Below are 22,965 nucleotides of genomic sequence, written 5' to 3'. Positions count from 1 at the left end.
CGTCACACAGAGGGAACAGAGAGGGAATAACAACTGCAAGCAGAGGGGGCCACGGTGGCCGAACCACAGAACGGCGACATTCCGGACACTCTCACCGCGGCCGAGCTGGGCATGTGGCAGGCCTTCCGAAGCGGGAGCACCTACGATCTGCGCGCCCGCGATCCGCTCCGTGACGATCCGTTCGCGCCGACGGACTGGGGCGCGGAGCGCAGCGTGGACGCCCGGGTCGTCGCCCGGCTGCTGCTGAGCGGTCCGCGGGCCCGGCCCGGGCGTGTCGCCGCACTGAAGCTCCGGGGCGTACGGATCACCGGGACGCTGGATCTCGCGGGCGGGCGCGTCGCGCCGTACGTGGAGCTGACGGGCTGCCGTCTGGAGAACGAGGTGGTGCTGCCCGAGTGCCATTTCACGACGTTACGGATGGTCGGCTGCGCGGTGCCCCGGCTGGAGGCGGCCCGGCTGCGCACCGAGGGCGATCTGCATCTGCCGCGCTGCCGGATCGAGCGCGGGATCCGGCTCACCGACGCCCACATAGGCACGGATCTGCTGCTCAACCAGATCGAGCTGGGCGCCGACCGGCAGGGCCGCGCCCTGGCCGGGGACGGGCTCACGGTCGCGCAGGACCTGCAGGCCGAGATGGTGGAGGCACGCGGTGAGCTGAGTCTGCGCGGGGCGAAGGTCGGCGGTTCGATGAGCCTGCGCGGCAGCCGGCTGCGGGCCGGGCGGGGCCGGCGCGCGCTGAACGCCCCGCAGCTGACCGTGGAGCGCACGCTGTACATGACCGAGGCCTGGGTGAGCGTCGACACGGGGAACCAGGGCACGACTCCCCCGTACGGCACCGTCATGGCCCCGACCCCGGCGCACGGCACCCGTTCGCAGATCTTCGAGTGCCGCGGCGGGGTGCGGCTGGACGACGGGCGGTTCGGTGACGCGGTCGATCTGCACAAGGCGCGGTTCGTACTGGCGCCCCACGAGGAGCTGTCGCTGCGCCGGATCGTGGCTCCGGAGCTGCGGTTCAACGCGGAGCGGCCGGAGGAGGGCCGGGTCGTGCTGAACGGCGCGAAGGTCGTCACGCTGATCGACGTGTCGACCAGCTGGCCGGGGCCCGGCGGGCTCGCGATGGGCGGATTCGTGTACGAGAACCTCGTCCCGTACGGGCACTTCCCGCTCTCCCGGCGTCTGGAGTGGGTGGCGGCGGCGACCCCCGAGTACGTGCCGGAGCCGTACGAGCGGCTGGCCGCCGTGCTCCGCAACTGCGGCGAGGACGCGGACGCCCGTGAGGTGCTGCTCGCCAAGCAGCGGCGGCGGCGCGAGACGCTGCCGCCCGCCGCGAAGCTGTGGGGGATCCTGCAGGACTGGACGGTGGCGTACGGCTACCGGCCGGGGCGGGCAGCGGTGTGGATGGCGGTGCTCTGGGCGGCGGGGGCGGTGGCCTTCTCGCAGTACGACCCGGCGCCGATCAAGCGGGACGAGCACCCGGAGTGGAACGCGGCGCTGTACGCGCTGGATCTGCTGGTGCCCGTGATCAACCTCGGGCAGGACGGGTACTGGCGAATGGAGGACGGCTGGCAGTGGGCGTCGGCCGCCCTGGTGCTGCTCGGTTGGATACTGGCCACCACCGTGGCGGCGGGCGCGTCCCGGCTGCTGCGCCGGGGCTGACCGGCCTCGCCGGGCCCGGGCGGTACACCCGCTCCGCCCCACCGCCCCGTCCCCTTCCGCCGCCCGGCCGGCACGCGCCCCGGCAGCCTCGGCCGGGACACTCGAACGACCGGCCGACCGGCGGCCGAAAAGACGGACACCCATCGCCGGAACAACAGGATCAAGCCAGATTCCATGCATTCCTTTACTTTTTCTTGACCGCCTTCGGGGCAACCCATGTACTCGGCACCAAAGCTTCACAGCGCCCCTCTGGCGCTGCCCCGACCAGCGCTTTTCAATGGTCTGCACCATGTCATTCCTTCGCGCTCTGCTCCGTACCGCGCGCATGATCCGGCACTCGCCGCGGCTGTCCACGGGACTGCCGGCGGACGATGCGGTGCTGCTCGACGCCCCGGACGAACGGCTCTCCCCGGCCCTCGTAGCCGCCGCCCTCGGCGAGTACGAGCCGGCCGCCAAACTCCTCGCCACCACCCGGGACGCGGCCGAGTGGGAGAACCGCGACCGCTACCTCAGCCGGCTCGTCACCTTCGCCCGCAACCGCGACGGCTGGCTGAACGACTGGCTCGCCACCGCTCCGCACGACCCGGACGCCCTGCTCGTCAAGGCCGAGCTGGCGGTCCGCCGGGCCTGGGAGTCGCCCGCCCGCGCGGAGCGGCTGCGTGACGTGGGGCCGCTGATCACCGCGGCGGCCGAGAGCGATCCGCGCGACCCGGTCCCCTGGCGGCTCGCCCTGGACCACGCGCGCGGCACGCATGCCTCGCACACCACCTTCGAGGCGCTGTGGGAGCAGGCGATCCGGCGCTCGTCGCACCACTACGGCTGCCATGTCGCGGCGCTGCAGTACCTCTCCGCCGCCTGGTACGGCTCGCACCGCGAGTGCTTCGACTTCGCCGAACGGGCCGCCGAGGACTCGCTGCCCAGCTCGCTGGTGCAGGCGCTGCCGGTGCGGGCCGCGTTCGCGCTGCTGATCGCCGGTCCCGACGTGAAGACGACGTCGGTGCTGGAGGAGCGGATCGACACGGCCGCTGATCTGGCGATCACGCTCTCCGCCTCGTTCGAGCCGGGCGATCCCTGGCCGGCCGAGGTCCGCAATCTGCTGGCGTACGTACTGGTCGTGCGGGGCCGGTGGGACGAGGCACTGGAACAGTTCCGGCTGATCGGCCCCCATGCGGCATCGTTCCCATGGTCGTCGGTGTCCGAGGATCCGCTCGGCCAGTTCCTGGATGCGCGGGACGGGGCGCGGCTCCAGGTGGCCTCCGCGACGCCCTTGTGGAACCTGGCCGGCCACAGCCGGTCGCACGGCCATTACGCTTGACCGTTGTGACCACCGCTCGTCTGCCCCTCTTCCCGCTGAACGCAGTGCTGTTCCCCGGCCTTGTGCTGCCGCTCAACGTCTTCGAGGAGCGCTATCGCGCCATGATGCGTGAGCTGCTGAAGACCGATGAGGACGAACCGCGCCGCTTCGCCGTGGTCGCCATCCGCGACGGCCGCGAGACCGCCCCGACGGCCGTCGGCATGCCGGACACCGCCATGGCGCCCGCCGCCACCGACCGCGGCCCCTCGGACGGCTTCGGCCCCGACCCCGTGCAGACCTTCCACCGGGTCGGCTGTATCGCCGATGCGGCGAAGATCCGGGAGCGGGCGGACGGCAGCTTCGAGGTCCTGGCGACCGGCACGACCCGGGTCAAGCTGCTCTCGGTCGACGCGAGCGGTCCGTATCTGACGGCCGAACTCGAAGAGCTCGACGAGGACTCCGGCGAGGAGGCCGGTGCGCTCGCCGAGGGCGTGCTGCGGGCGTTCCGCAGCTACCAGAAACGGCTGGCCGGCGCGAGCGAACGCTCGCTGACAACGGGCGCGGACCTGCCGGACGATCCGTCGGTCGTCTCCTATCTGGTGGCCGCCGCGGCCGTCCTGGACGTCCCCACCAAGCAGCGGCTGCTGCAGGCACCGGACACGGCGACACGGCTACGTGAAGAGCTGACACTGCTGCGGTCCGAGACGGCGGTCATCCGCCATCTGCCGTCGCTGCCCGCGGTGGACCTGACCAGGGCCCCCACCCACCCCAACTGACCTCCACCACCCGAGGACCCTGCCCCGTGGCGAAGAAGTCGAAGAAGCAGCAGTCCGGCCCCGGCGGTACCCCGGCGACGGTCGCACTGACAGCGGCGGGCACGCCGTTCACCACCCATGCGTACGAGCACGACCCGGCCTCCCCTTCTTACGGCGAGGAGGCCGCCGAGGCGCTCGGTGTCTCCCCGGACCGCGTGTTCAAGACGCTGGTGGCCGACGTGGACGGCAACCTCACCGTTGCGGTCGTCCCGGTGGCCGGCTCCCTGGACCTGAAGGCCCTGGCCTCGGCGGTCGGCGGCAAGCGGGCAGCGATGGCGGACCCGGCGGCGGCGGAACGTACGACGGGCTATGTGCGGGGCGGCATCTCACCCCTGGGCCAGCGCAAGCGGCTGCCGACGGTGCTGGACGCGTCGGCACAGACCCACGAGACGATCTGCGTATCGGCCGGCCGCCGAGGCCTGGAGGTCGAACTGTCCCCGGCGGATCTGGCGTCGCTGACGGGGGCGCTGTTCGCGCCGATCGGCCGGTCGTAGGCGCCCTATCGAGCCCGTGCGGCGGTGGGGAAGAGGCTGCGCGCAGCGGCCCCACCCCGCGTCGGCCGCCGCTACGGCTTCGTGGGAGGCCCCGGCGCCGCGCCGGGCGCCTCCGCCCCCCAGCTCCCCCACTCCGGCTCCGGATCCCGCGGCCCGAACAACGCCGTCAGCGCCAGGTGTACGACCATCGCCGCCAGCGCCCACGCCAGCAACGCCCCCTTCGCATGCAGCTCGAGCGGAGCATCGAACACCACGCCCTTGCCGACCTCACGCGCGTGTGCGACCACGTCGCGCCCCGGCCCGAACCAGACGCCGATCCCCCAGGCGACCAGCGACCCGAGCAGCCCGCCCAGCGCGAGGCCGGCCACGGGCGCGATCCCGCCCCGCCGGAAGAACCAGAAGACAAGCGCCGCAGCCACCGCACCGAACGCGAGCGCAAGCAGCACGAACGTGCCGTCGGCCCCGATCGCCTGCTCACCCTCGCTGTCGCTGAGGAAGACCGCCTGGTTGTCGGAGACCAGCGGGACGCGCGGCGCCAGCCACAGCCACAGCAGTCCGAGTGCGACACCGGCCACCGTCATCAGGACGGTGATCAGGGCTGCCCGCCGCAGGTCCCCCCGAAGGTCGCGCTCCTCCTGCGACTCCAGGAGCATCCCGGGGTGGGAGCCACCGCCCTTCGGCGGGATCTGCCAGGGATCGTTGGGCGAGGGCCGGTGGGGCGGCGTCAGAGGTGCGGTCACTGTGCCATCGTGCCAGGCGTCCCTGTGTCGCGCCTCACCGGACCGCTGCCCTGCGGTACGCCCAGGTCGCCACGGCCAGCGAGAGAACTCCGACGACCGCGCAGACGCCGAGATCGAGGGCGATGACCGCCCAGTCGGGATGGGCGCCGAACGACCGGGACAGGGCCTCCACCCCGTACGTCGAGGGCAGCAGATCGCGGGCCCAGCCGATCGGCGCGGGCATCCGGCCGGCCGGCAGCACCCCGAGCAGCAGCGCCGCCGACATGCCCAGCTGCCCGAGCAGCGTGGCCAGCTCCTGCCGGGGTGCGAGCAGTCCGAGTGCGGCGCCGAGCCCGGAGAGCGCGGCCCCGGACAGCGGGATGACGGCGACCAGCACCCACAGATGGGTCATCGGCAACTGGAAGAGCACGCTCCCGGTGACTGCGGTGACGATCGTGCCGGGCACGGTGAAGGAGGCGTACGCCCCGGCCGCACCGAGCACCACCGCGGCGGGCGGCACCGGCAGGGTTGCGTAGTGGTCGAGCCCGCCGCTGGCCCGCAGCTGCCCGAAGTACTGGGCGAGCAGGTTGAGCGCGACGAAGGCAACGACAAGGACGCTGGATCCGGCGACCACGGCCCGTGCCTCCGCACCACCGTCGACGACCCCGCGCATCAGGATCATGATCCCGATGGACTGGAAGGTCGCCACGAAGAGCAGCGGGATCCGGGCGACCCTGGCCCGGGACAGCTGGGCGCGGTAGACGGCGGCGAGCGAGGGGAACAGCTTGGCGCGCGGCGCGAGCCGCTCGACAACGGCACCGGCGCCGACCCCGGCAGGGGAAAGTCTTCCGGTCACCGGCTCGGCACCGGCCACCTCCGCAGGAACGATGCTCGTCACCTGGCGCTGCTCCTGTTCGGTCCCTGCCCGGCCCTGTATCCGTCGTCGCCGCTCACGCCGGTCACGCCTTCACCAGCCCCTGCGTCGTATTCCCGCCGAGCGCCAGATAGACATCCTCCAGGCTCGGCGTCGCCAGCGTGAAGTCGTCCAGTGCGGCGAACGCCGCGCCACCCGTGACCGCCGCGACCGCGGCGCGCGCCTCGTCCGGCCCGAGCCGCAGCACCCAGCGGCGCCCCGACTCCTGGGCCAGTGCGCGCAGAGCGGCCACTTCGGGTACGTCCAGGGGCGCGCGTTCGCGCCACACGAGTTCGACCCGGACCTCGCCGGCGACGCGCTCCTTGAGCCCGGTCGGGGTGTCGCAGGCGATGACCTTGCCGCGTTCGATGACGGCGACCCGGTCGAGGACGGTCTCGGCCTCGATCACGTTGTGGGTGACCAGCAGCACCGTCACACCGCGCTCGGCGCGCCGCCGGTCGACGGCGGCCCAGACCGCGCGCCGGGCGACGGGGTCCATCCCGGTCGTCGGCTCGTCGAGGACGAGCACCGGGCGCTCCCCGACCAGCGCCGCCGCAAAGCAGGCGAGCCGCCGCTGCCCGCCGGAGAGCTTCTTCAGGGGGCGCGCGGCGATGTCGGTGAGGCCGAGTTCGTCGAGTACGGCGTCGCGTGCGGCGCGGGCGTCGCGTACCGCGAGTCCGCGCAGCCGGCCGGTGGTCTCGGCGGCGAGCGAGACTGTCAGCTCGTCGAGGGCGGTGGACTCCTGCCCGAGGTAGCCGATCAGCCGGGAGGCCCGCTCGGGGTGGCGTACGAGGTCGTGACCGAGCATCTCGACGCTGCCGGAGTCGGGCCGCATCAGCCCGGTGAGCTGCCGGACGAGAGTGGACTTGCCGGCTCCGTTGGGCCCGAGCAGTCCGAAGATCTCGCCGCGCCGGACGTCGAGGCTGATCCCGTCGGTGGCGCGCACCTCAGGGGTGGCGGGTGCGCCGCGGCGGCCGCGGGCGGCGGGATAGGTCTTGACCAGATCACGCACCGCGCACACGGTCCCGGTCGCCGTCTGCGCCTGTGCTGTGCCCGTACTCACGAGGTATGAGGGTACGGGGTCGGATGCCCCGTATTGCGTCCGGGGCTGCCGGACTACTCCGCCGCGGGGGCGTGTTCGGCCGCCGCGCGTACGTCGATCTCGCGCCAGAAACCCGCCCGGATCGCATACCGGTCGTGTTCGTCGATCTGGTCGTCCTTGTGGGCGAGCAGGCCGAACCGTGCCGCGTACCGCAGCAGCTCGCCGTCGATGCGGTGCGGGATGCGTGGGTACATGGTCGACAGCTTCTGCAGATGGACGGTCTCAGGCAGCCGTTCCATCCAGCGCCGGGCAAAGACCTGGCCCACCTCGAAGGGGTCGCCGCCGACGGTGGTGATGTCCTCCTCGCGGTCCGCCCAGCGCTGCTCGGCGGAGGTGAGCTGGGCGAGGGTGGGCAGCGAAGCGGTCTCGGCGGGTTCGCCGAGCTGGCCGCCGCGCTCCACCCAGCCCTTTTCGGAGGACCAGCGCAGGGTGGCGCTCGCCGGGGGCGGGGCGGCGTGACCCGGCAGGGCGCCGGGGCCACGGAGGCTGCCCGCCAGGTCCTTCGGGGTGGGGACACCCCTGCCGCCATGCGCGGCCGGGGCGTGCGCGGTGTCGTTGACCACCGGCTCCGCCGTGCCGTTGCGGGCGGCGGCGGCCTGGGCCTCCGAGGCCCGCTCGGCGGAGGCTGCGAGGGCCGCCTCGGGCAGCGGTGCGGAGAGGATCGCGGCGATCTCGGGACGCGGGGCGGGCGGCGGAGCGCAGCTGCCGCCGTTGTCCTTGGCCCGTACGGCCTGGGTGATCCAGGCCCGGTCGAGCACCCGGCGTTCGTCGGCTTCGGCGACCAGGTCCTCGGACTGGTTGTAGTCGCCGTCGGCGGCCTGGACGGCCCACAGATGGACGGCGACGCCGTGTTCCTTGGCGGACATCAGGCCGGGCAGCAGATCGCCGTCGCCGGTCACCAGGACCACATCGGAGCAGGCGCGGTTTCTGGCCAGCTCGGTGAGTTCGGCGTGCATCGCGGCGTCGACGCCCTTCTGCGCCCACCGCCCGTCACTGCGGGTGAGCGCCCCCAGTCTCACGGTCACCCGGGGCATGACCCGCAGCCTGCGGTGTTCGGGCTGGGGTACGCGGTCGGGGGCGCCGTCGAACCAGTAGATCCGCAGCAGCGGCTGCGCCGTATCGCCCTCGGCTCGCTCACGCAGGCCCTGGATCAGCGCCGCATGGTCGACGGTGATGCGGGAACGGGCGGGCTCTCCGGCCAGCAGACTCGCGGCTGCTCCCAGCAGATAGCCGGCGTCCACCAGGACGACGCAACGGTCCACGCGTTCCACCCTCTTCCAGAAATCGGGAATGGGTTCTGCTCAGGGTTTCCTTCGAGTCTGCCCGACGGCAAGGGGCTTGACGGCCGGAACTCGATCATCGGCGTGGCGGATCGGTAAATCGGCGCATGATACCCCTTTACTACGCACGGTAATGATCCAACATGCGGGCTATATCCTGATATGTGAGTCTGACAGCGGTCCTGGCCCCGAGATTCCGCACAGGAGGAACACCATGGCCAAGAACAAGAACCGCAAGCAGAGCAGCCAGCAGCAGGACCGCGCGTCCACCGCGGAGCGCGGTGCGGAGGATGCGAAGTCGACGGCTTACGAGTCGCAGATGAAGCCTCAGTCGCAGGCCCAGGGAAGCCCTGCTGATGTTGCCCGTAAGCACCAGCGGCGATTCGGCCACAACTGACCTGTTTTTCCCCGGTCCGGCCTGTAACCGGTAACCGAAGAGGGGCGCTCCCGCTCTCGCGGGGCGCCCCTCATGTGTGTGCGGTGCGTGTGGGGTGGTCGCTCAGCCGGCCAGGCAGGACGGGCCGAGCAACACCTTCAGGTCGCCGAAGAGCGCCGGGTCCGGCTGGACCCGGTGCCGGTCCAGCCGCAGGACGGTGGTCTTCCGCGGGCCCTGGAGTTTGATCCGAACCTCGGTGTTGCCGCGGTGGTTGCTGAGCACCTCGCCGAGACGGGCGACCATCGGCGGCGTGATCTTGACCGTGGGGATGGTGAGCACCACCGGCGCGTTGGTCCCCGCGGACGAGAGGTCGGGGACCTGCATCTCCATCGCGACCAGCCGCGGGATGTCCTCACGCTTGTCGAGCCGCCCCTTGACGAAGACGACGGTGTCCTCGACGAGTTGGGTGGAGACCAGCTGGTACGTGGCGGGGAAGAACATGCACTCGATGGAACCGGCGAGGTCCTCGACGGTGGCGATGGCCCAGGCGTTGCCCTGCTTGGTCATCTTGCGCTGGAGCCCGGAGATGATGCCGCCGATGGTGACGATCGCGCCGTCGGCGTGCTCGCCGCCGGTCAACTGGGAGATCGCCGCGTCGGACTTGTCGGACAGGACGTGCTCGATGCCGAAGAGGGGGTGGTCCGAGACGTACAGCCCGAGCATCTCGCGCTCCTGGGCAAGCAGATACGACTTCTCCCACTCGATGTCGGAGAACTCGACGTCGAGCCCGAAGCCCGGCTCGTCGCTGTCCTCCTCGCCGCCCCCGAAGAGGTCGAACTGTCCCTCGGCCTCCTTGCGCTTGACCTGCACCACGTTGTCGATCATCGGCTCGTGGTGGGCGACGAGGCCCTTACGCGTATGACCCATCTCGTCGAAGGCGCCGGCCTTGATCAGTGATTCGACGGTCCGCTTGTTGCAGACGACCGCTTCGACCTTGTCGAGGAAGTCGGGGAAGGTGCTGTACTTCCCCTTCGCCTTGCGGCACCGGATGATCGAGTCGACGACGTTCTGTCCGACGTTACGGATGGCCGTCAGCCCGAAGAGGATGACGTCGTCGCCCTGCGCGGCGAAGTTCGACTCGGACTCGTTGACGTTCGGCGGGAGCACCTTGATGCCCATGCGGCGGCACTCGTTGAGGTAGACCGCGGACTTGTCCTTGTCGTCCTTGACCGAGGTCAGCAGCGCCGCCATGTACTCGGCGGGATAGTTCGCCTTGAGGTACGCCGTCCAGTAGGTGACCAGGCCGTACGCGGAGGAGTGCGCCTTGTTGAACGCGTACCCGGCGAACGGGACCAGCACGTCCCACAGGGCCTGGATCGCCGCGTCGGAGAAGCCGTTCTTCTTCGCGCCCGCCTGGAAGAGCACGAAGTTCTTCGCCAGCTCGTCGGCCTTCTTCTTGCCCATCACGCGGCGCAGGATGTCGGCCTCGCCGAGCGAGTACCCGGCGATGATCTGGGCGGCCTTCTGCACCTGCTCCTGGTAGACGATCAGGCCGTAGGTCAGGCCGAGCGTCTCCTTGAGCGGCTCCTCCAGCTCCGGGTGGATCGGGGTGATCTCCTGGCGGCCGTTCTTGCGCTCGGCGTAGTTCGTGTGCGAGTTCATGCCCATCGGGCCCGGCCGGTACAGGGCCGAGACTGCGGAAATGTCCTCGAAGTTGTCGGGCTGCATCTGGCGCAGCAGCGAACGCATCGGACCACCGTCGAACTGGAAGACGCCGAGCGTGTCACCGCGGCAGAGCAGCTCGTACGTCTTGGGGTCGTCCAGCGGAAGGGCGAGCATCTCCAGGTCGATGCCCTTGTTGGCCTTCACCATCTTGATGGCGTCGTCCATGATCGTGAGGTTGCGCAGGCCGAGGAAGTCCATCTTCAGCAGGCCGAGCGACTCGCACTGGGGGTAGTCCCACTGCGTGATGGTGACGCCGTCGGTGTGCCGCACCCATACCGGGGCGTGGTCGACGATGGGCTCGCTGGACATGATGACGCCGGCGGCGTGCACGCCCATCTGCCGGACCAGTCCCTCGACGCCCTTGGCGGTGTCGATGACCTTCTGGACGTCCGGCTCGTTCTCGTACATCCCCCGGATCTCGCCCGCCTCGCTGTAGCGCGGGTGCTTGGGGTCGGTGATCCCGGAGAGGTCGATGCCCTTGCCGAGGACATCGGCGGGCATGGCCTTGGTGAGCCGGTCTCCCATGGCGTACGGGTAGCCGAGGACGCGGGCGGAGTCCTTGATCGCGTTCTTGGCCTTGATCTTGCCGTACGTACCGATCATGGCGACCTTGTCGGCGCCGTACTTCTCGGTCACGTACCTGATCACTTCGACGCGCCGGCGCTCGTCGAAGTCGATGTCGACATCGGGCATGGAGACACGCTCGGGGTTGAGGAATCGCTCGAAGATCAGCCCGTGCGTGATCGGGTCGAGGTCGGTGATGCCCATGGCATACGCGACGATCGAACCGGCGGCGGAGCCTCGGCCGGGGCCCACCGCGATGCCGTTGTTCTTGGCCCACATGATGAAGTCGGCGACGACAAGGAAGTACCCCGGGAACCCCATCTGGATGATGATGTCCATCTCGTACTCGGCCTGCTTCTGCCGGTCGTCGGGGACGCCGCCGGGGTAGCGGCGGTTCATGCCGACCCGGACCTCTTCCTGGAACCAGGTGATCTCGGTGAAGCCGTCCGGGATGTCGAACTTCGGCATCAGGTCGCGCTTCTCGAACATCCCGCTGGTGTCGATCTGCTCGGCGACCAGCAGGGTGTTGGCGCACCCCTGCTGCCAGGCGTCGGAGGAGTCGACGGCGTACATCTCGTCCGTCGTCTTGAGGTAGTAGCCCGTGCCGTCGAACCGGAAGCGGTCCGGGTCGGAGAGGTTCTTGCCGGTCTGGATGCAGAGCAGCGCGTCGTGCGCGGTGGCCTCGCCGGCGTACGTGTAGTGCGAGTCGTTCGTCACGAGCGGCGGGATGTTCAGCTTCTTGCCGATTTCGAGGAGCCCGTCACGGACCCGGCGCTCGATCTCGATGCCGTGGTCCATCAGCTCCAGGAAGTACTTGCCCTCGCCGAAGATGTCCTTGTAGTCGGAGGCCGCCTGGACCGCCTCGTCGAACTGGCCGAGCCGAAGGCGGGTCTGCACCTCGCCGGACGGGCAGCCGGTGGACGCGATCAGGCCCTCGGACCACTGGGAAATGGTCTCCTTGTCCATCCGCGGCCACTTCTGCAGCCAGCCCTCGGCGTAGGCGTCCGAGGAGAGCCGGAAGAGGTTGTGCAGCCCGGTGCTGTTCGCCGCCCAGATCGTCTTGTGGGTGTAACCACCGGAACCCGAGACGTCGTCGCGCTTCTGGTGCGGCTGGCCCCACTGGATCTTCCGCTTGTGCTTGCGCGACTCCGGGGCGACATACGCCTCGATGCCGATGATCGGCGTCACCTCGGCCTTCTTCGCCTGATGGAAGAAGTCGTACGCCCCGTGCAGGTTGCCGTGGTCCGTCATCGCGATGTGCGACATGCCCATTTCATTACAGGCAGCGAACATGTCCTTGAGCCGCGCGGCACCGTCCAGCAGCGAGTACTGGGTGTGGACGTGAAGGTGCGTAAAGGGCGGCTTGGTCACAGCGTCGGGCCTCCGGGGAAACAAGCAATGACGGACTGGGGGGACAGCGTGGAAGTCTACGTCTCCGGACTGACAGCCGAGGGGCACTCCCGAGTACCGTCACGCGTTGAGGGGACGGAGACGCCCGTCCCATTTGTCATGAACGCCAGGTACCAGGAGGCACCCAGAAATGTCGGAAGCGCAGACCGGCGCAGCGCAGCGCGGGGAGCAGATTCTCGAGGTTTTCGACACCGCTTTCGGCCAGCTCCTGGCCGCGGACCCGGCGGCCTTCCGGGTCAAGTTCCGTAAGATGGCGGGCTCGGCGTTCGCCTTCTACCGGGGCACGGCGTGCCTGTTCTACAACGACCTGGAGCGGGAGCGGCACGGCGGCCCGTACCTGGACGACCGGACCGGCCGGGTGTGGATCCACGGCGATCTGCACGCGGAGAACTTCGGCACGTACATGGATGCCAACGGCCGTCTGATCTTCAATGTGAACGACTTCGACGAGGCGTACGTCGGCCCGTTCACCTGGGACCTCAAGCGGTTCGCCGCCTCCGTCGCGCTGATCGGGTACGCGAAGGCGCTGGGCGACGACCAGATCGGTGAGCTCGTCCGGGTCTACGCGGCGGCCTACCGCGAGCGGATCCACGCACTCGCGACAGGCGCGAAGAACGACGAGGTGCCCCCGTTCACGCTGGACACCGCCGAAGGCCCGCTGCTGGGCGCGCTGCGCGACGCCCGGTCACTGACCCGGTTCTCGCTGCTCGACTCGATGACGGAGATCAGGGACTTCGAGCGCCGGTTCGCGGCGGGCGGCGGCGCGATCGATCTGGACGCGGCGACGCGCTACAAGGTGCTGGCCGCGTTCGACGGCTATCTGGAGACGCTGCCCGAGTCGAGCCTGACCCGCCCCGACTCGTACCGGGTGAAGGACGTCGTCGGCCGTCGCGGCATCGGCATCGGCTCGGCCGGGCTGCCCTCGTACAACATCCTTCTGGAGGGCAACAGCGACGCCCTGGAGAACGATGTGGTGATCTACATCAAGCAGGCGCAGACCCCGGCGGTCTCCCGGCACATCACCGACGCGGCCGTGCGCGACTACTTCCAGCACGAGGGGCACCGCACGGTCATCTCGCAGCGCGCCCTGCAGGCCCACGCCGACCCGTGGCTCGGCTGGACCGAGCTGGACGGTTCCGGGCAGCTGGTCGCCGAGGTCTCGCCGTACGCGGTCGATCTGGACTGGTCCGACATCGACGAGCCGGAGGAGATCGCGGCGGTCGTCGCCGACCTCGGCCGGGCGACGGCGACGATGCACTCCGCGGCGGACGACGAGAGCGGCCACTCGCTGGTGCCGTTCTCCACCGAGCGGGCGATCGACGCGGCGATCGCGGCGGACGAGGAGGGCTTCGCCGGGCTGCTGGTGGACTTCGCGCACAGCTACGGGGCCCGGGCGCGCGCCGACCACCAGATCTTCGTGGACCTCTTCCGCAACGGCCGCATCCCGGGGCTGTGAGCCTCCTCACCGAGCGGTGCCCCCTTTAGGGGTCGCTTACAGGTTCACATGGCACACTCTCGGGCGATGGACATATCAGGGACGCAGCTCAGAGTCGTTCGCGCGGCGCTTTTCACAGCGCTCGTCGTGACGCTCTCCGCTGCGTCCCATGTGCTGCTCTCCCAGGTCCCACTGCCGCTGACGGTCGTCGGCGCGCTGGCCGGCCTCGTCTTCGCCGTGGCGTACGCGCTGGCCGGCCGGGAGCGCGGCTTCGGTGCGATCGCCGGACTGCTGGTGCCGCTGGAGCTGACCGCCGACACCGTCTTCACCACCGGCCAGCACCTCTGTTACGGCGCGGCGGGCGGCCCGATCGCAGGCCCGCTGCGATCGGTCGGCGTGGACGTCCTGTGCGGCGGCGGCGATGTCGGTGCCGGGTCCGCACAGCTCGGCCGCGTCGGCGCGGTGGGCACCCCGCTGGCCTCGATGACCGGGCCCGGGCACGGTGCGGCCGCCCTGCTGGCCTCCCCGGGCCCCGCCGTGCCGTGGCTGCTGCTGGCCGCCCATGTGACGGTCGGTCTGCTGGCCGCGGCCTGGCTGCGGCGCGGCGAGTCCGCACTCGCGGGTCTGCTGCGAGCGGTCGCAGCCACGGCGTTCCGGCCGCTGCTGATCGCGGTCGCCGTGGTCGGCACGGCCCGCCGCTCCGTACGCCGTGCGCCTCGGCCCGCGCCGTACGGCCCGCACCTCCTCGCGCACGCCCGCCTCCTCGTGCACTCCGTGGGACGGAGGGGACCGCCGCGCTCGGCCTGCGCCACCGCCTGAGCGCGCAAGTCCCTGACGACGTACGCCCCACACACCACGGAGAGAACAACCATGAGCAAGCGCAACAGCCAGTCCAACAAGGCAGCCGCCCGTGAGCGGCTGCGCGCCGAGCGCGAGCGCCAGGCCAAGAAGGACAAGGTCCGCAAGCAGGTCGTCGTCGGCCTCTTGGTCGTCGCCGTGCTGGCGGTGGCCGGCGGCGTCGGCTACGGCGTGATGCAGCTGAACAAGCCCTCCCACTGGGAGGCGGCCAAGGACGCGAAGAACGTCACCGCACCGAAGAACACGTCGGGCACCAACGGCACGACCGTCGTCGTCGGCAAATCGACGGCGAAGAAGACCCTCGAACTGTACGAGGACTCCCGCTGCCCGATCTGCGCCCAGTTCGAGCAGACCGTCGGTGAGACGGTCCACAAGGACGTGGACGCCGGCAAGTACAAGATCAAGTACATCGGGGCGACCTTCATCGACAACAGCGACAGCGGTGAGGGGTCGAAGAACGCGCTCAGCGCGCTGGGTGCGGCTCTCGACATCAGCCCCCAGGCGTTCCTCGACTACAAGTACGCGCTCTACTCCGCGAAGTACCACCCGGAGGAGGCCGACGACAAGTTCGCCAAGGACTCGTACCTCATCGAGGTCGCGAACACCGTGCCCGAGCTGAAGGACAACAAGGCGTTCCAGAAGGACGTCAACGACGGTACGTACGACAACTGGGCGATCAAGATGTCCGAGACGTTCGACAAGAGCGGCGTCCAGGGCACCCCGACGCTGAAGATGGACGGCAAGACGCTCACCGGTGAGGGCACCAAGAACGCCCCCATGACCGTCGCCGACTTCAACACCGCGATCACCGGCGCCCTGAAGGGCTGAGACCCACCCCCCGTGTGCCGGACGGTCTAATTCCGGACAGCGGTTTCCCGACGGGCGGGCGAACTTCCTTTGTTCGCCTGCCCGTTCGCCGTACTGGTCAGTAGGGTTCTGCCCCGTGACCAGTCGACATCTTTCTTCGTCCCTCTCCGCTCCCAGCCGCCGCACGCTCGTCAAGGCCGCTGCCGCCACCGCCGTCGCGGCTCCCGTGCTCGGCGCCGCCACCGGCGCCCGCGCCGCCGACGGACCCGCCTTCCTGCACGGCATCGCCTCCGGCGACCCGCTGCCCGACGGCATCCTCCTGTGGACCCGCGTCACCCCCACCCCCGACGCCGTGCCCGGCTCCGGCCGCGGCGCCGACACGGCGGTGCGGTGGGAGGTCGCCGAGGACAAGGAGTTCGCCCGGATCGTCGCGCAGGGCTCCACCGTCGCGAGAGCCGCATCCGACCACACCGTCAAGGCCGACGTCCGGGGCCTGGCCCCGGCAACCACATACTGGTTCCGCTTCTCGGCGGGCGACGGCGGGGCGGTACGGTCCCCGGCCGGCCGCACCCGTACGGCTCCGGCGTCCGGTGCGGCCACCCCGGGAGTGCGCTTCGGGGTGGTGTCGTGCGCCAACTGGGAGTCCGGCTACTTCTCCCCGTACCGTCATCTCGCCGCCCGTGCCGATCTCGACGCGGTCCTCCACCTCGGCGACTACATATACGAGTACGCGTCGGGCAGTTACCCGGAGGCGAAGTACGTCGTACGGCCGCACGAGCCGAGCAACGAGATCCTCACCCTCGCCGACTACCGGACCCGGCACGGCCACTACAAGACGGACGCCGATCTGCAGACCCTGCACTCCACGCATCCGGTGATCGCGATCTGGGACGACCACGAGTTCGCCAACGACGCCTGGTCGGGCGGGGCCGAGAACCACACGCCGGGCACGGAGGGCGCCTGGGCCGACCGGGCGGCCGGCGCCAAGCAGGCGTACTTCGAGTGGATGCCGGTCCGCGCATCCACCGAGGGCACCGTCTACCGGCGGCTGCGCTTCGGCAACCTGGCCGATCTCCACCTCCTCGATCTGCGCACCTTCCGCTCCCAGCAGTCGACGATCGGCAACGGTTCGGTCGACGACCCGGACCGCACGATCACCGGCCGGGCGCAACTGGACTGGCTGAAGTCGGGCCTGGCCGGTTCGGACGCCACCTGGAAGCTGGTCGGCACATCGGTGATGATCTCGCCGGTCGCGTTCGGTTCCGTACCCGCCCATCTGCTGGAGCCGCTGGCAGGGTTGCTGGGTCTGCCCAAGGAGGGGCTCGCGGTCAACGTCGATCAGTGGGACGGCTACACGGACGACCGCAAGGAACTGATCACGCATCTGCGGGACCGGTCGATCACCAACACGGTCTTCCTGACCGGCGACATCCACATGGCGTGGGCCAACGACGTACCGGTGAAGGCCGCGACCTACCCGCTCTCGGCGTCGGCCGCCACGGAGTTCGTGGTGACGTCGGTGACCTCGGACAACCTCGACGACATCCTGCATGTCGCACCACAGACGGTCTCCGTGCTCGCCGCGGCGGCGGTCAAGGCCGCCAACCGCCATGTGAAGTGGGTGGACATGGACTCGCACGGCTACGGCGTCCTCGATGTGACCGCCGAGCGCTCGCAGATGGACTACTACGTGGTCTCCGACAAGACGAAGCAGGACGCGACCGCGGCCTGGACGCGTTCGTACCGGACGCTCAGCGGCACCCAGAAGGTCGAGCGGGTGGACCGCCCGGTGCGCTGAACGTCCTTTTCCAGCCATGCCGGGCCATGTTGACGGCGCATTACATCGCTACGGCGGGTGGCGCGTTCCCCTGCTCCAATGGGGACACACCACCCGCCGGGGTAACACGCGACGTTACGTCCGCATCTCAAACTCTGGAACGCACGGAAATATTTCTTCCCGTATCCCTGGTTTGCCCCACGATTGATTGGGCCTGATCGATTCTCCTCAACATGTGACATGCACACGTAATCTCCCGGCGGCGGGTGAGGAAATTCCTTCCCCCCACACATCCGCGAGGAGTTTCTGTGCGCACTCTTGCCCGTATATCGCCACGTATACGTAACCGTGCGATCGGCACCGTCGTCCTGGCCGGAACCCTGGCCCTGGCACCGCTCTCCGCGCCCACCGGCTCCGCCGCCGCCAAGGTGTCCTCCGCCTCAGCCTCGGCCGAGAAGTGCGCGAGCACCGACGCCACCGCGCGTCAGGCCCGCCCCTCGGGCACCAAGCACGCCGCGGAGCCCAACGAACTCACCGCGACCCAGGCCAAGGCCATGAACACGCAGTTGAAGGAGAGACTCGCGGACCGCCGGGTCAGCGGAACCACGCTGGCCGCCGGAGCGACCATCCCGGTCTACTTCCACGTCATCCACTCCGGCACCACCGGCAAGCTCACCGCCGGCGACATCAGCAGCCAGCTGAACGTGCTGAACGCGGCCTACAGCGGCCAGGGCACCGGCAACACCGACACCGGCTTCCAGTTCTCGCTGGCCGGCACGGACTACACGGACAACGCCACCTGGTACAACCTCTCCTCGGGCTCGTCCGCCGAGAGGGCGATGAAGACGGCGCTGCGCAAGGGCGGCAAGAACGCGCTCAACGTCTACACCGCCAACCTCGGTGGCGGGCTGCTCGGCTGGGCCACCTTCCCCAGCTCGTACAACTCCAGCCCGAGCATGGACGGCGTGGTGATCCTCGACGCCTCGCTGCCGGGCGGCTCGGCCGCCAACTACGACGAGGGCGACACCGCCACCCACGAGGTCGGCCACTGGATGGGGCTGTACCACACCTTCCAGGGCGGCTGTAACGGCAACGGCGACTACGTCTCCGACACAGCCGCGGAGAAGAGCGCCGCTTTCGAGTGCCCGACCGGACGCGACACCTGCACCAACAAGACCGGGGTCGACCCGATCCACAACTTCATGGACTACACGTACGACTCCTGCATGTACCAGTTCACCCCGGGCCAGGTGCAGCGGATGAGCGACAGCTGGGCCGCGTACCGCGCCTGATCCACGGTCGAGGCCGCCGGGACCCCGTACACCTTCACGGTGGCGGGGCCCCGGGTCCGTCTACAGCGTGGCGAGGAAGCCGAGCGCGACCTTCCAGGTCAGCTCGGCAGCCGCCCCGTCGTGGTCCGGCAGATCCGGGTCCGTGAAGAGGTGGCCGGCCCCGGGGTAGCGGTAGACCTCGACATCGGCGCCGGTCCGCTGCATCTGCAGATACCAGGAGTTCAGCCAGTCGTGCGTCTCGAACGGGTCCGGATCGGCGACATGCAGCTGTACGGGCAGCTCGTCGACCGACGCGTTCTCGGCGATGTCCGACGTGCCGTGGAGCAGCAGCAGTCCGCGCGCCTTCTCGTCACCGAGCGCCAGGGTCTGAGCGGTTGACGCGCCGAAGGAGAAGCCCGCGTAGACCAGGCCGCGCTCGGAGTAGGGCGCGGCGGCCAGCACGGCGCGCCGCAGGAGTTCGTCCTTGCCCACCTCGTCCTTGAAGGCCATGCCCTCCTCGACGGTCTCGAACGTGCGCCCGTCGAAGAGGTCGGGCACGTGTACCTCGTGTCCGGCTGCGCGAAGCCGGGCGGCGGCCGCGTGCACCGCCGGGCGCAGGCCGTACGTCGAGTGGAAAAGCATGATGTTCATGGGAGCAATGGTGCCAGTTGCGGCCGACAGTACGGTGAACGACGACACCGCGGCCGCCGGCCCGCGGCACGACGGAAGGCCCTGTGGTCAGCGCAGGCTCCGAACGTCCAGCTGACGCAGCACCCGGTCGACCACCTCCGGATCCGTCCCCGTCTCGCTGCGCGCCGACAGCACCGCATGGCGGGCCGCGGACATCATCTCGCGCTGGATCCGGCTGACCGCCCGGAGCCGCTCGGCACGCTGCGCATACGCCTCGCGCCGGTCCTCGTCGACCATCTCGGGGCTGATCCGCGCCCCCACGTCGTACGCCACTCGAAGCAGCCGCTCCACGACCTCCTGAGGGAACTCCTCGACCTCCTGGATCTCCCGGAGCCGCTGCCGCGCGGCCTTCGCGGCCCGGATCGCGAGGTCCCGTTCCAGTGCCGCCTCCGCGTCCGTGTCCGCGCGGACGCCGAGCCTGCGCACCAGCCACGGCAGGGTGAGCCCCTGGAAGACCAGGGTCGCCATGATCACGGCGAAGGCGATGAAGACGATCTCGTCGCGGCCGGGGAAGGGTTTCCCGTCGTCCGTCTTCAGCGGGATCGCGAGGGCCAGCGCGACCGTGGCCACACCGCGCATCCCGGCCCACCACATGACGACGGTCTCGCGCCAGCTGGCGGGGAGCTCCTCGCTGTAGTCGCGGCGGTTGTGCAGCCGCTTGGCAAGCCAGGTGGCGGGCAGCAGCCAGAGCAGCCGTACGCCGACGACGACCGCGACGATCACCAGACCCCAGCCGGTCATCTGCCAGGCGCGGCCGGCCGACACACCGAAGACGCTGCGCAGTTCGAGGCCGATCAGGCCGAACGCGACCCCGGTGACAAGGGTGTCGACGATCTCCCAGAAAGTGCGTCCGGTGAGCCGGCCCAGCACGTCGTCCGCGTCGGCGGTGTGTTCGGCCAGGAAGAGCGCGGTGGTGAGCACGGCGAGCACGCCCGACCCCTGCAGCTCCTCCGCGAGGACGTAACTCACGAACGGCACCAGCAGCGTCAGCCCCACCTGGAGAGTCGCATCGCCGAGCAGGCCCATGAGTTTGATGGTCAGCCAGCCGAGCGCGAGGCCGACCGCCACGGCGACCACCGCGGACAGGATCAGCAGCCCGAAGGCGTGCGGCAGCGAGAAGTTGCCGCTGATCGCTGCGGCGATCGCCACGTGGTAGAGCACGATCGCGGTCACGTCGTTGAACAGCCCCTCGCCCTCCAGGACGGACACGAGCCTGCGCGGCAGCCCGAGCGATCCCGCGACGGCGGTCGCGGCGACCGGGTCGGGCGGGGCGACGAGCGCGCCGAGCGCCACGGCCGCGGCGATGGGCAGCCCGGGGATGATCGCGTTGGCCACGGCGGCGACGGCGGCCGTCGTCACGAAGACCAGGGCCACGGCCAGCAGAAAGATCGGGCGTCTGTTGGCGGCGAACTGCCGCCAGGAGGTGCGCTGCACGGAGGCGTAGAGCAGCGGCGGCAGCAAGGCGGGAAGAATGATCTCCGGCGGGATGTCCACGTTCGGCACGAAACCGATGAACGCCATGGCCACCCCGGCGAGCGTCATCAGTACCGGTGCCGGCAGCCCGAGACGCTCCCCCAGTGGCACCGTGACCACGGCTCCGAGCAACAGCAGCAGGAGCAGTGCCATCTGGTCCACGATGTGCCTTCCGGAGCGTTCCTGGTGGACGCGGACCGCTGGGGTCTGCCGGGCTGACGCGGACGTGTGCCGGGGTGCCGTGCCGCTCCGGTCCGTACGACCGGGGCGGTGCCTGCTGTCAGAGAGTGCGGCGCATCGCCCGGTGGGCGATCCCCGCATCCGCGAACTCGGGGCCGTACGCCACATACCCGAGCCGCTCGTAGAAGCCGAGCGCGTGGGTCTGGGCGTGCAGATCCACGGCGACGAGACCGAGCCCGCGGGCCGCGTCCTCGATGGCCCCGACCAGCGCCACGCCGACCCCGAGGCCGCGCGCCCGCTTGGCCACCGCGAGCCGGCCGAGCGAGCCGACGGTGAGGTCGCCACCTGTCTTGGCGGCCACCCCCGCACCGTGCAGCAGCCGTCCCGTACCGAGGACCGAACCGTCCGCCGCGACGGCGACGACATGCACCGCGTCCGCGTCGTAGGCGTCGTACTCGATCTCCTCGGGCACGTTCTGCTCGCCGACGAAGACCTCCTTGCGGACCTGGAAGCAGGCCGCGAGGTCGCTCTCGTCGACGGCTATACGGGTGATGTACGGGGCCGAGGTGCCGGTGGTCATTCGCTCTCCGCCGCGATCTTGTCCAACGCGTTCTTCAGGTCGTCCGGGTAGCTGCTGGCGAACTCAACCCAGCTGCCGTCCGCCGGGTGCTCGAAGCCGAGCCGGACCGCGTGCAGCCACTGCCTCGTCAGCCCGAGACGCTTGGCCATCGTCGGGTCGGCACCGTAGGTCAGGTCGCCGACGCAGGGGTGACGGTGGGCGGACATGTGCACGCGGATCTGGTGAGTGCGGCCGGTCTCCAGCTTGATGTCGAGGAGGCTGGCCGCCCGGTACGCCTCGATGAGGTCGTAGTGCGTCACGGAGGGCTTGCCCTCAGCCGTGACCGCCCACTTGTAGTCGAGGTTGGGGTGACGCCCGATGGGGGCGTCGATGGTGCCGCTCATCGGGTCCGGGTGGCCCTGGACCAGCGCGTGGTACTTCTTCTCGACGACCCGGTCGCGGAACTGGCCCTTCAGCAGCGTGTAGGCCCGCTCGGACTTGGCGACGACCATCAGGCCGGAGGTGCCGACGTCGAGACGGTGCACGATGCCCTGGCGCTCGGCGGCGCCGGACGTCGAGATCCGGTATCCGGCCGCCGCGAGACCGCCGATCACGGTGGTGCCGGTCCAGCCCGGGCTCGGGTGGGCGGCCACCCCGACGGGTTTCATGATCACGACTATGTCGTCGTCGTCGTGCACGATCTCCATGCCCTCGACGGGCTCGGCGACGATCTGCACCGGAGCGGGCGCCTGCGGCATCTCGACTTCCAGCCAGGCACCGCCCTGCACGCGCTCGGACTTCCCGACCACAGCCCCGTCCACCTGTACCTTCCCGGCAGCGGCCAGCTCGGCGGCCTTGGTGCGGGAGAAGCCGAACATCCGGGAAATGGCGGCGTCGACACGCTCACCTTCCAGACCGTCGGGTACGGGCAGGGTGCGGACCTCGGGATACGTACTCACCTGTCGAGTATGCCTTGCCCTCGCTAGTCCTTGTGCACGGTGCCGTCGGGGTCCAGGCCCTTGAAGGAAAGGATCACGATCAGGATGCCGCCGCAGACGATGGCGGAGTCCGCGAGGTTGAAGACGGCGAAATGAGCGGGGGCGATGAAGTCCACCACCGCGCCCTTGAAGACGCCGGGCGAGCGGAAGATCCGGTCCGTGAGGTTGCCGAGCGCCCCGCCGAGCAGCAGACCGAGGGCGACGGCCCACGGCAGGCTGTAGAGCTTGCGGGCGAGCCTGGCGATGACCACGATCACAGTCGCCGCGATGACGGTGAAGATCACCGTGAATGCCTCGCCGATGCCGAACGCGGCGCCGGCGTTCCGGATCGCGTCGAACCGCAGCCAGTCGCCGAGGACCTCGACGGGCTCGTGGTGCTCCAGCTTCGCGACCACGATCATCTTGCTGACCAGGTCGAGCAGATAGGCGAAGACGGCCACGCCGAAGAGCACCATGATCTTCCGCTTGCCCTTGCCCGGGACCTCGCCCAGGACCTTGTCCCCGGCGCCCTCGGTCCCTTCAGCTCCAGGGATGTCCGGCGTACCGATGATGCGCTCCGCCTCTGCCAC

20 protein-coding genes are annotated in these 22,965 nt (G+C 70.0%); 10 read left to right on the top strand and 10 right to left on the bottom strand.

All coding sequences use genetic code 11. The features are described from left to right. Positions 1–54 precede the first annotated feature (54 nt). From ACIA8E_RS10265 to ybaK, 4 genes are all read left to right on the top strand, one after another. Complete coding sequence (locus ACIA8E_RS10265) at positions 55–1,656, top strand: oxidoreductase (protein WP_399296432.1); 1,602 nt, start codon at positions 55–57, stop codon at positions 1,654–1,656. Between the two features lie 277 nt (positions 1,657–1,933). Further along, the gene (locus ACIA8E_RS10260) at positions 1,934–2,971 is read left to right on the top strand and encodes a hypothetical protein (RefSeq protein WP_399296430.1); all 1,038 of its coding nucleotides are present in this window, start codon (positions 1,934–1,936) and stop codon (positions 2,969–2,971) included. Positions 2,972–2,976: 5 nt separating this feature from the next. After that, entirely contained in the window at positions 2,977–3,726 is a 750-nt protein-coding gene (locus ACIA8E_RS10255; RefSeq protein WP_399296428.1) for an LON peptidase substrate-binding domain-containing protein, read from the top strand. Positions 3,727–3,752: 26 nt separating this feature from the next. Beyond that, complete coding sequence (gene ybaK, locus ACIA8E_RS10250; RefSeq protein WP_399296426.1) at positions 3,753–4,259, top strand: Cys-tRNA(Pro) deacylase; 507 nt, start codon at positions 3,753–3,755, stop codon at positions 4,257–4,259. Between the two features lie 71 nt (positions 4,260–4,330). On the opposite strand, the gene ACIA8E_RS10245 is transcribed toward ybaK, so the two are convergent. The 4 genes from ACIA8E_RS10245 to ACIA8E_RS10230 all read right to left on the bottom strand — a co-directional run bounded on the left by ACIA8E_RS10245 (position 4,331) and on the right by ACIA8E_RS10230 (position 8,264). Beyond that, positions 4,331–4,999, bottom strand: coding sequence for an ABC transporter permease (locus ACIA8E_RS10245; protein ID WP_399296424.1), 669 nt, complete (start codon positions 4,997–4,999; stop codon positions 4,331–4,333). Positions 5,000–5,033: 34 nt separating this feature from the next. Further along, entirely contained in the window at positions 5,034–5,876 is an 843-nt protein-coding gene (locus ACIA8E_RS10240) for an ABC transporter permease (protein WP_399296422.1), read from the bottom strand. 61 nt (positions 5,877–5,937) lie between these two features. Further along, complete coding sequence (locus tag ACIA8E_RS10235) at positions 5,938–6,912, bottom strand: ABC transporter ATP-binding protein (RefSeq protein ID WP_352264724.1); 975 nt, start codon at positions 6,910–6,912, stop codon at positions 5,938–5,940. A 95-nt stretch (positions 6,913–7,007) separates the two neighbouring features. Next, positions 7,008–8,264: an NYN domain-containing protein gene (locus ACIA8E_RS10230; protein WP_399296420.1), complete on the bottom strand. Its 1,257-nt coding sequence runs from the start codon at positions 8,262–8,264 to the stop codon at positions 7,008–7,010. Between the two features lie 223 nt (positions 8,265–8,487). On the opposite strand from ACIA8E_RS10230, the gene ACIA8E_RS10225 reads away from it, so the two are divergent. Beyond that, entirely contained in the window at positions 8,488–8,670 is a 183-nt protein-coding gene (locus ACIA8E_RS10225) for a hypothetical protein (RefSeq protein WP_399296418.1), read from the top strand. Positions 8,671–8,772: 102 nt separating this feature from the next. Here ACIA8E_RS10225 and dnaE read toward each other — a convergent pair whose 3' ends face one another. After that, entirely contained in the window at positions 8,773–12,309 is a 3,537-nt protein-coding gene (gene dnaE / locus ACIA8E_RS10220) for a DNA polymerase III subunit alpha (RefSeq protein WP_399296416.1), read from the bottom strand. A 169-nt stretch (positions 12,310–12,478) separates the two neighbouring features. Between dnaE and ACIA8E_RS10215 the strand changes: the two genes are divergently transcribed. From ACIA8E_RS10215 to ACIA8E_RS10195, 5 genes are all read left to right on the top strand, one after another. Continuing rightward, complete coding sequence (locus tag ACIA8E_RS10215) at positions 12,479–13,804, top strand: DUF2252 domain-containing protein (RefSeq protein ID WP_399296414.1); 1,326 nt, start codon at positions 12,479–12,481, stop codon at positions 13,802–13,804. 66 nt (positions 13,805–13,870) lie between these two features. After that, positions 13,871–14,602, top strand: a complete 732-nt coding sequence (locus ACIA8E_RS10210) for a hypothetical protein (RefSeq protein ID WP_399296412.1) — start codon at positions 13,871–13,873, stop codon at positions 14,600–14,602. 51 nt (positions 14,603–14,653) lie between these two features. Further along, entirely contained in the window at positions 14,654–15,469 is an 816-nt protein-coding gene (locus ACIA8E_RS10205; RefSeq protein WP_399296410.1) for a DsbA family protein, read from the top strand. Positions 15,470–15,584: 115 nt separating this feature from the next. Next, positions 15,585–17,246 carry an alkaline phosphatase D family protein gene (locus ACIA8E_RS10200; RefSeq protein ID WP_399296408.1) on the top strand — a complete coding sequence of 554 codons (1,662 nt, stop codon included), beginning with the start codon at positions 15,585–15,587 and terminating at the stop codon, positions 17,244–17,246. A gap of 287 nt (positions 17,247–17,533) precedes the next feature. Next, positions 17,534–18,517, top strand: a complete 984-nt coding sequence (locus ACIA8E_RS10195; RefSeq protein WP_399296406.1) for a zinc metalloprotease — start codon at positions 17,534–17,536, stop codon at positions 18,515–18,517. 60 nt (positions 18,518–18,577) lie between these two features. Here ACIA8E_RS10195 and ACIA8E_RS10190 read toward each other — a convergent pair whose 3' ends face one another. The 5 genes from ACIA8E_RS10190 to lspA all read right to left on the bottom strand — a co-directional run bounded on the left by ACIA8E_RS10190 (position 18,578) and on the right by lspA (position 22,965). After that, positions 18,578–19,147: a dienelactone hydrolase family protein gene (locus ACIA8E_RS10190; RefSeq protein WP_399296404.1), complete on the bottom strand. Its 570-nt coding sequence runs from the start codon at positions 19,145–19,147 to the stop codon at positions 18,578–18,580. 87 nt (positions 19,148–19,234) lie between these two features. Continuing rightward, positions 19,235–20,821 carry a Na+/H+ antiporter gene (locus ACIA8E_RS10185; protein ID WP_399296402.1) on the bottom strand — a complete coding sequence of 529 codons (1,587 nt, stop codon included), beginning with the start codon at positions 20,819–20,821 and terminating at the stop codon, positions 19,235–19,237. 118 nt (positions 20,822–20,939) lie between these two features. Continuing rightward, positions 20,940–21,419: a GNAT family N-acetyltransferase gene (locus ACIA8E_RS10180; protein ID WP_399296400.1), complete on the bottom strand. Its 480-nt coding sequence runs from the start codon at positions 21,417–21,419 to the stop codon at positions 20,940–20,942. Further along, positions 21,416–22,357, bottom strand: a complete 942-nt coding sequence (locus ACIA8E_RS10175) for an RluA family pseudouridine synthase (protein WP_399296398.1) — start codon at positions 22,355–22,357, stop codon at positions 21,416–21,418. Before ACIA8E_RS10175 ends, ACIA8E_RS10180 begins: the two co-directional genes overlap by 4 nt. Before the next feature lie 23 nt (positions 22,358–22,380). Beyond that, positions 22,381–22,965 (bottom strand): signal peptidase II, encoded by a 585-nt coding sequence (gene lspA, locus ACIA8E_RS10170; RefSeq protein WP_399296396.1) that lies wholly within the window; start codon positions 22,963–22,965, stop codon positions 22,381–22,383.

The organism is Streptomyces sp. NPDC051664, from assembly GCF_044453545.1.
GTDB lineage: Bacteria > Actinomycetota > Actinomycetes > Streptomycetales > Streptomycetaceae > Streptomyces.
The sequence above is the reverse complement of the archived record's forward strand: the minus strand, read 5'-3'. Positions and strand labels throughout refer to the sequence as shown.

Bases quoted from the DNA above. Each gene is read 5' to 3' on its own strand.
- ACIA8E_RS10260 (WP_399296430.1), top strand. From the start codon at position 1,934: ATGGTCTGCACCATGTCATTCCTTCGCGCTCTGCTCCGTACCGCGCGC.
- ACIA8E_RS10225 (WP_399296418.1), top strand. From the start codon at position 8,488: ATGGCCAAGAACAAGAACCGCAAGCAGAGCAGCCAGCAGCAGGACCGC.
- ACIA8E_RS10215 (WP_399296414.1), top strand. From the start codon at position 12,479: ATGTCGGAAGCGCAGACCGGCGCAGCGCAGCGCGGGGAGCAGATTCTC.
- ACIA8E_RS10210 (WP_399296412.1), top strand. From the start codon at position 13,871: ATGGACATATCAGGGACGCAGCTCAGAGTCGTTCGCGCGGCGCTTTTC.
- ACIA8E_RS10205 (WP_399296410.1), top strand. From the start codon at position 14,654: ATGAGCAAGCGCAACAGCCAGTCCAACAAGGCAGCCGCCCGTGAGCGG.
- ACIA8E_RS10190 (WP_399296404.1), bottom strand. From the start codon at position 19,147: ATGAACATCATGCTTTTCCACTCGACGTACGGCCTGCGCCCGGCGGTG.
- ACIA8E_RS10180 (WP_399296400.1), bottom strand. From the start codon at position 21,419: ATGACCACCGGCACCTCGGCCCCGTACATCACCCGTATAGCCGTCGAC.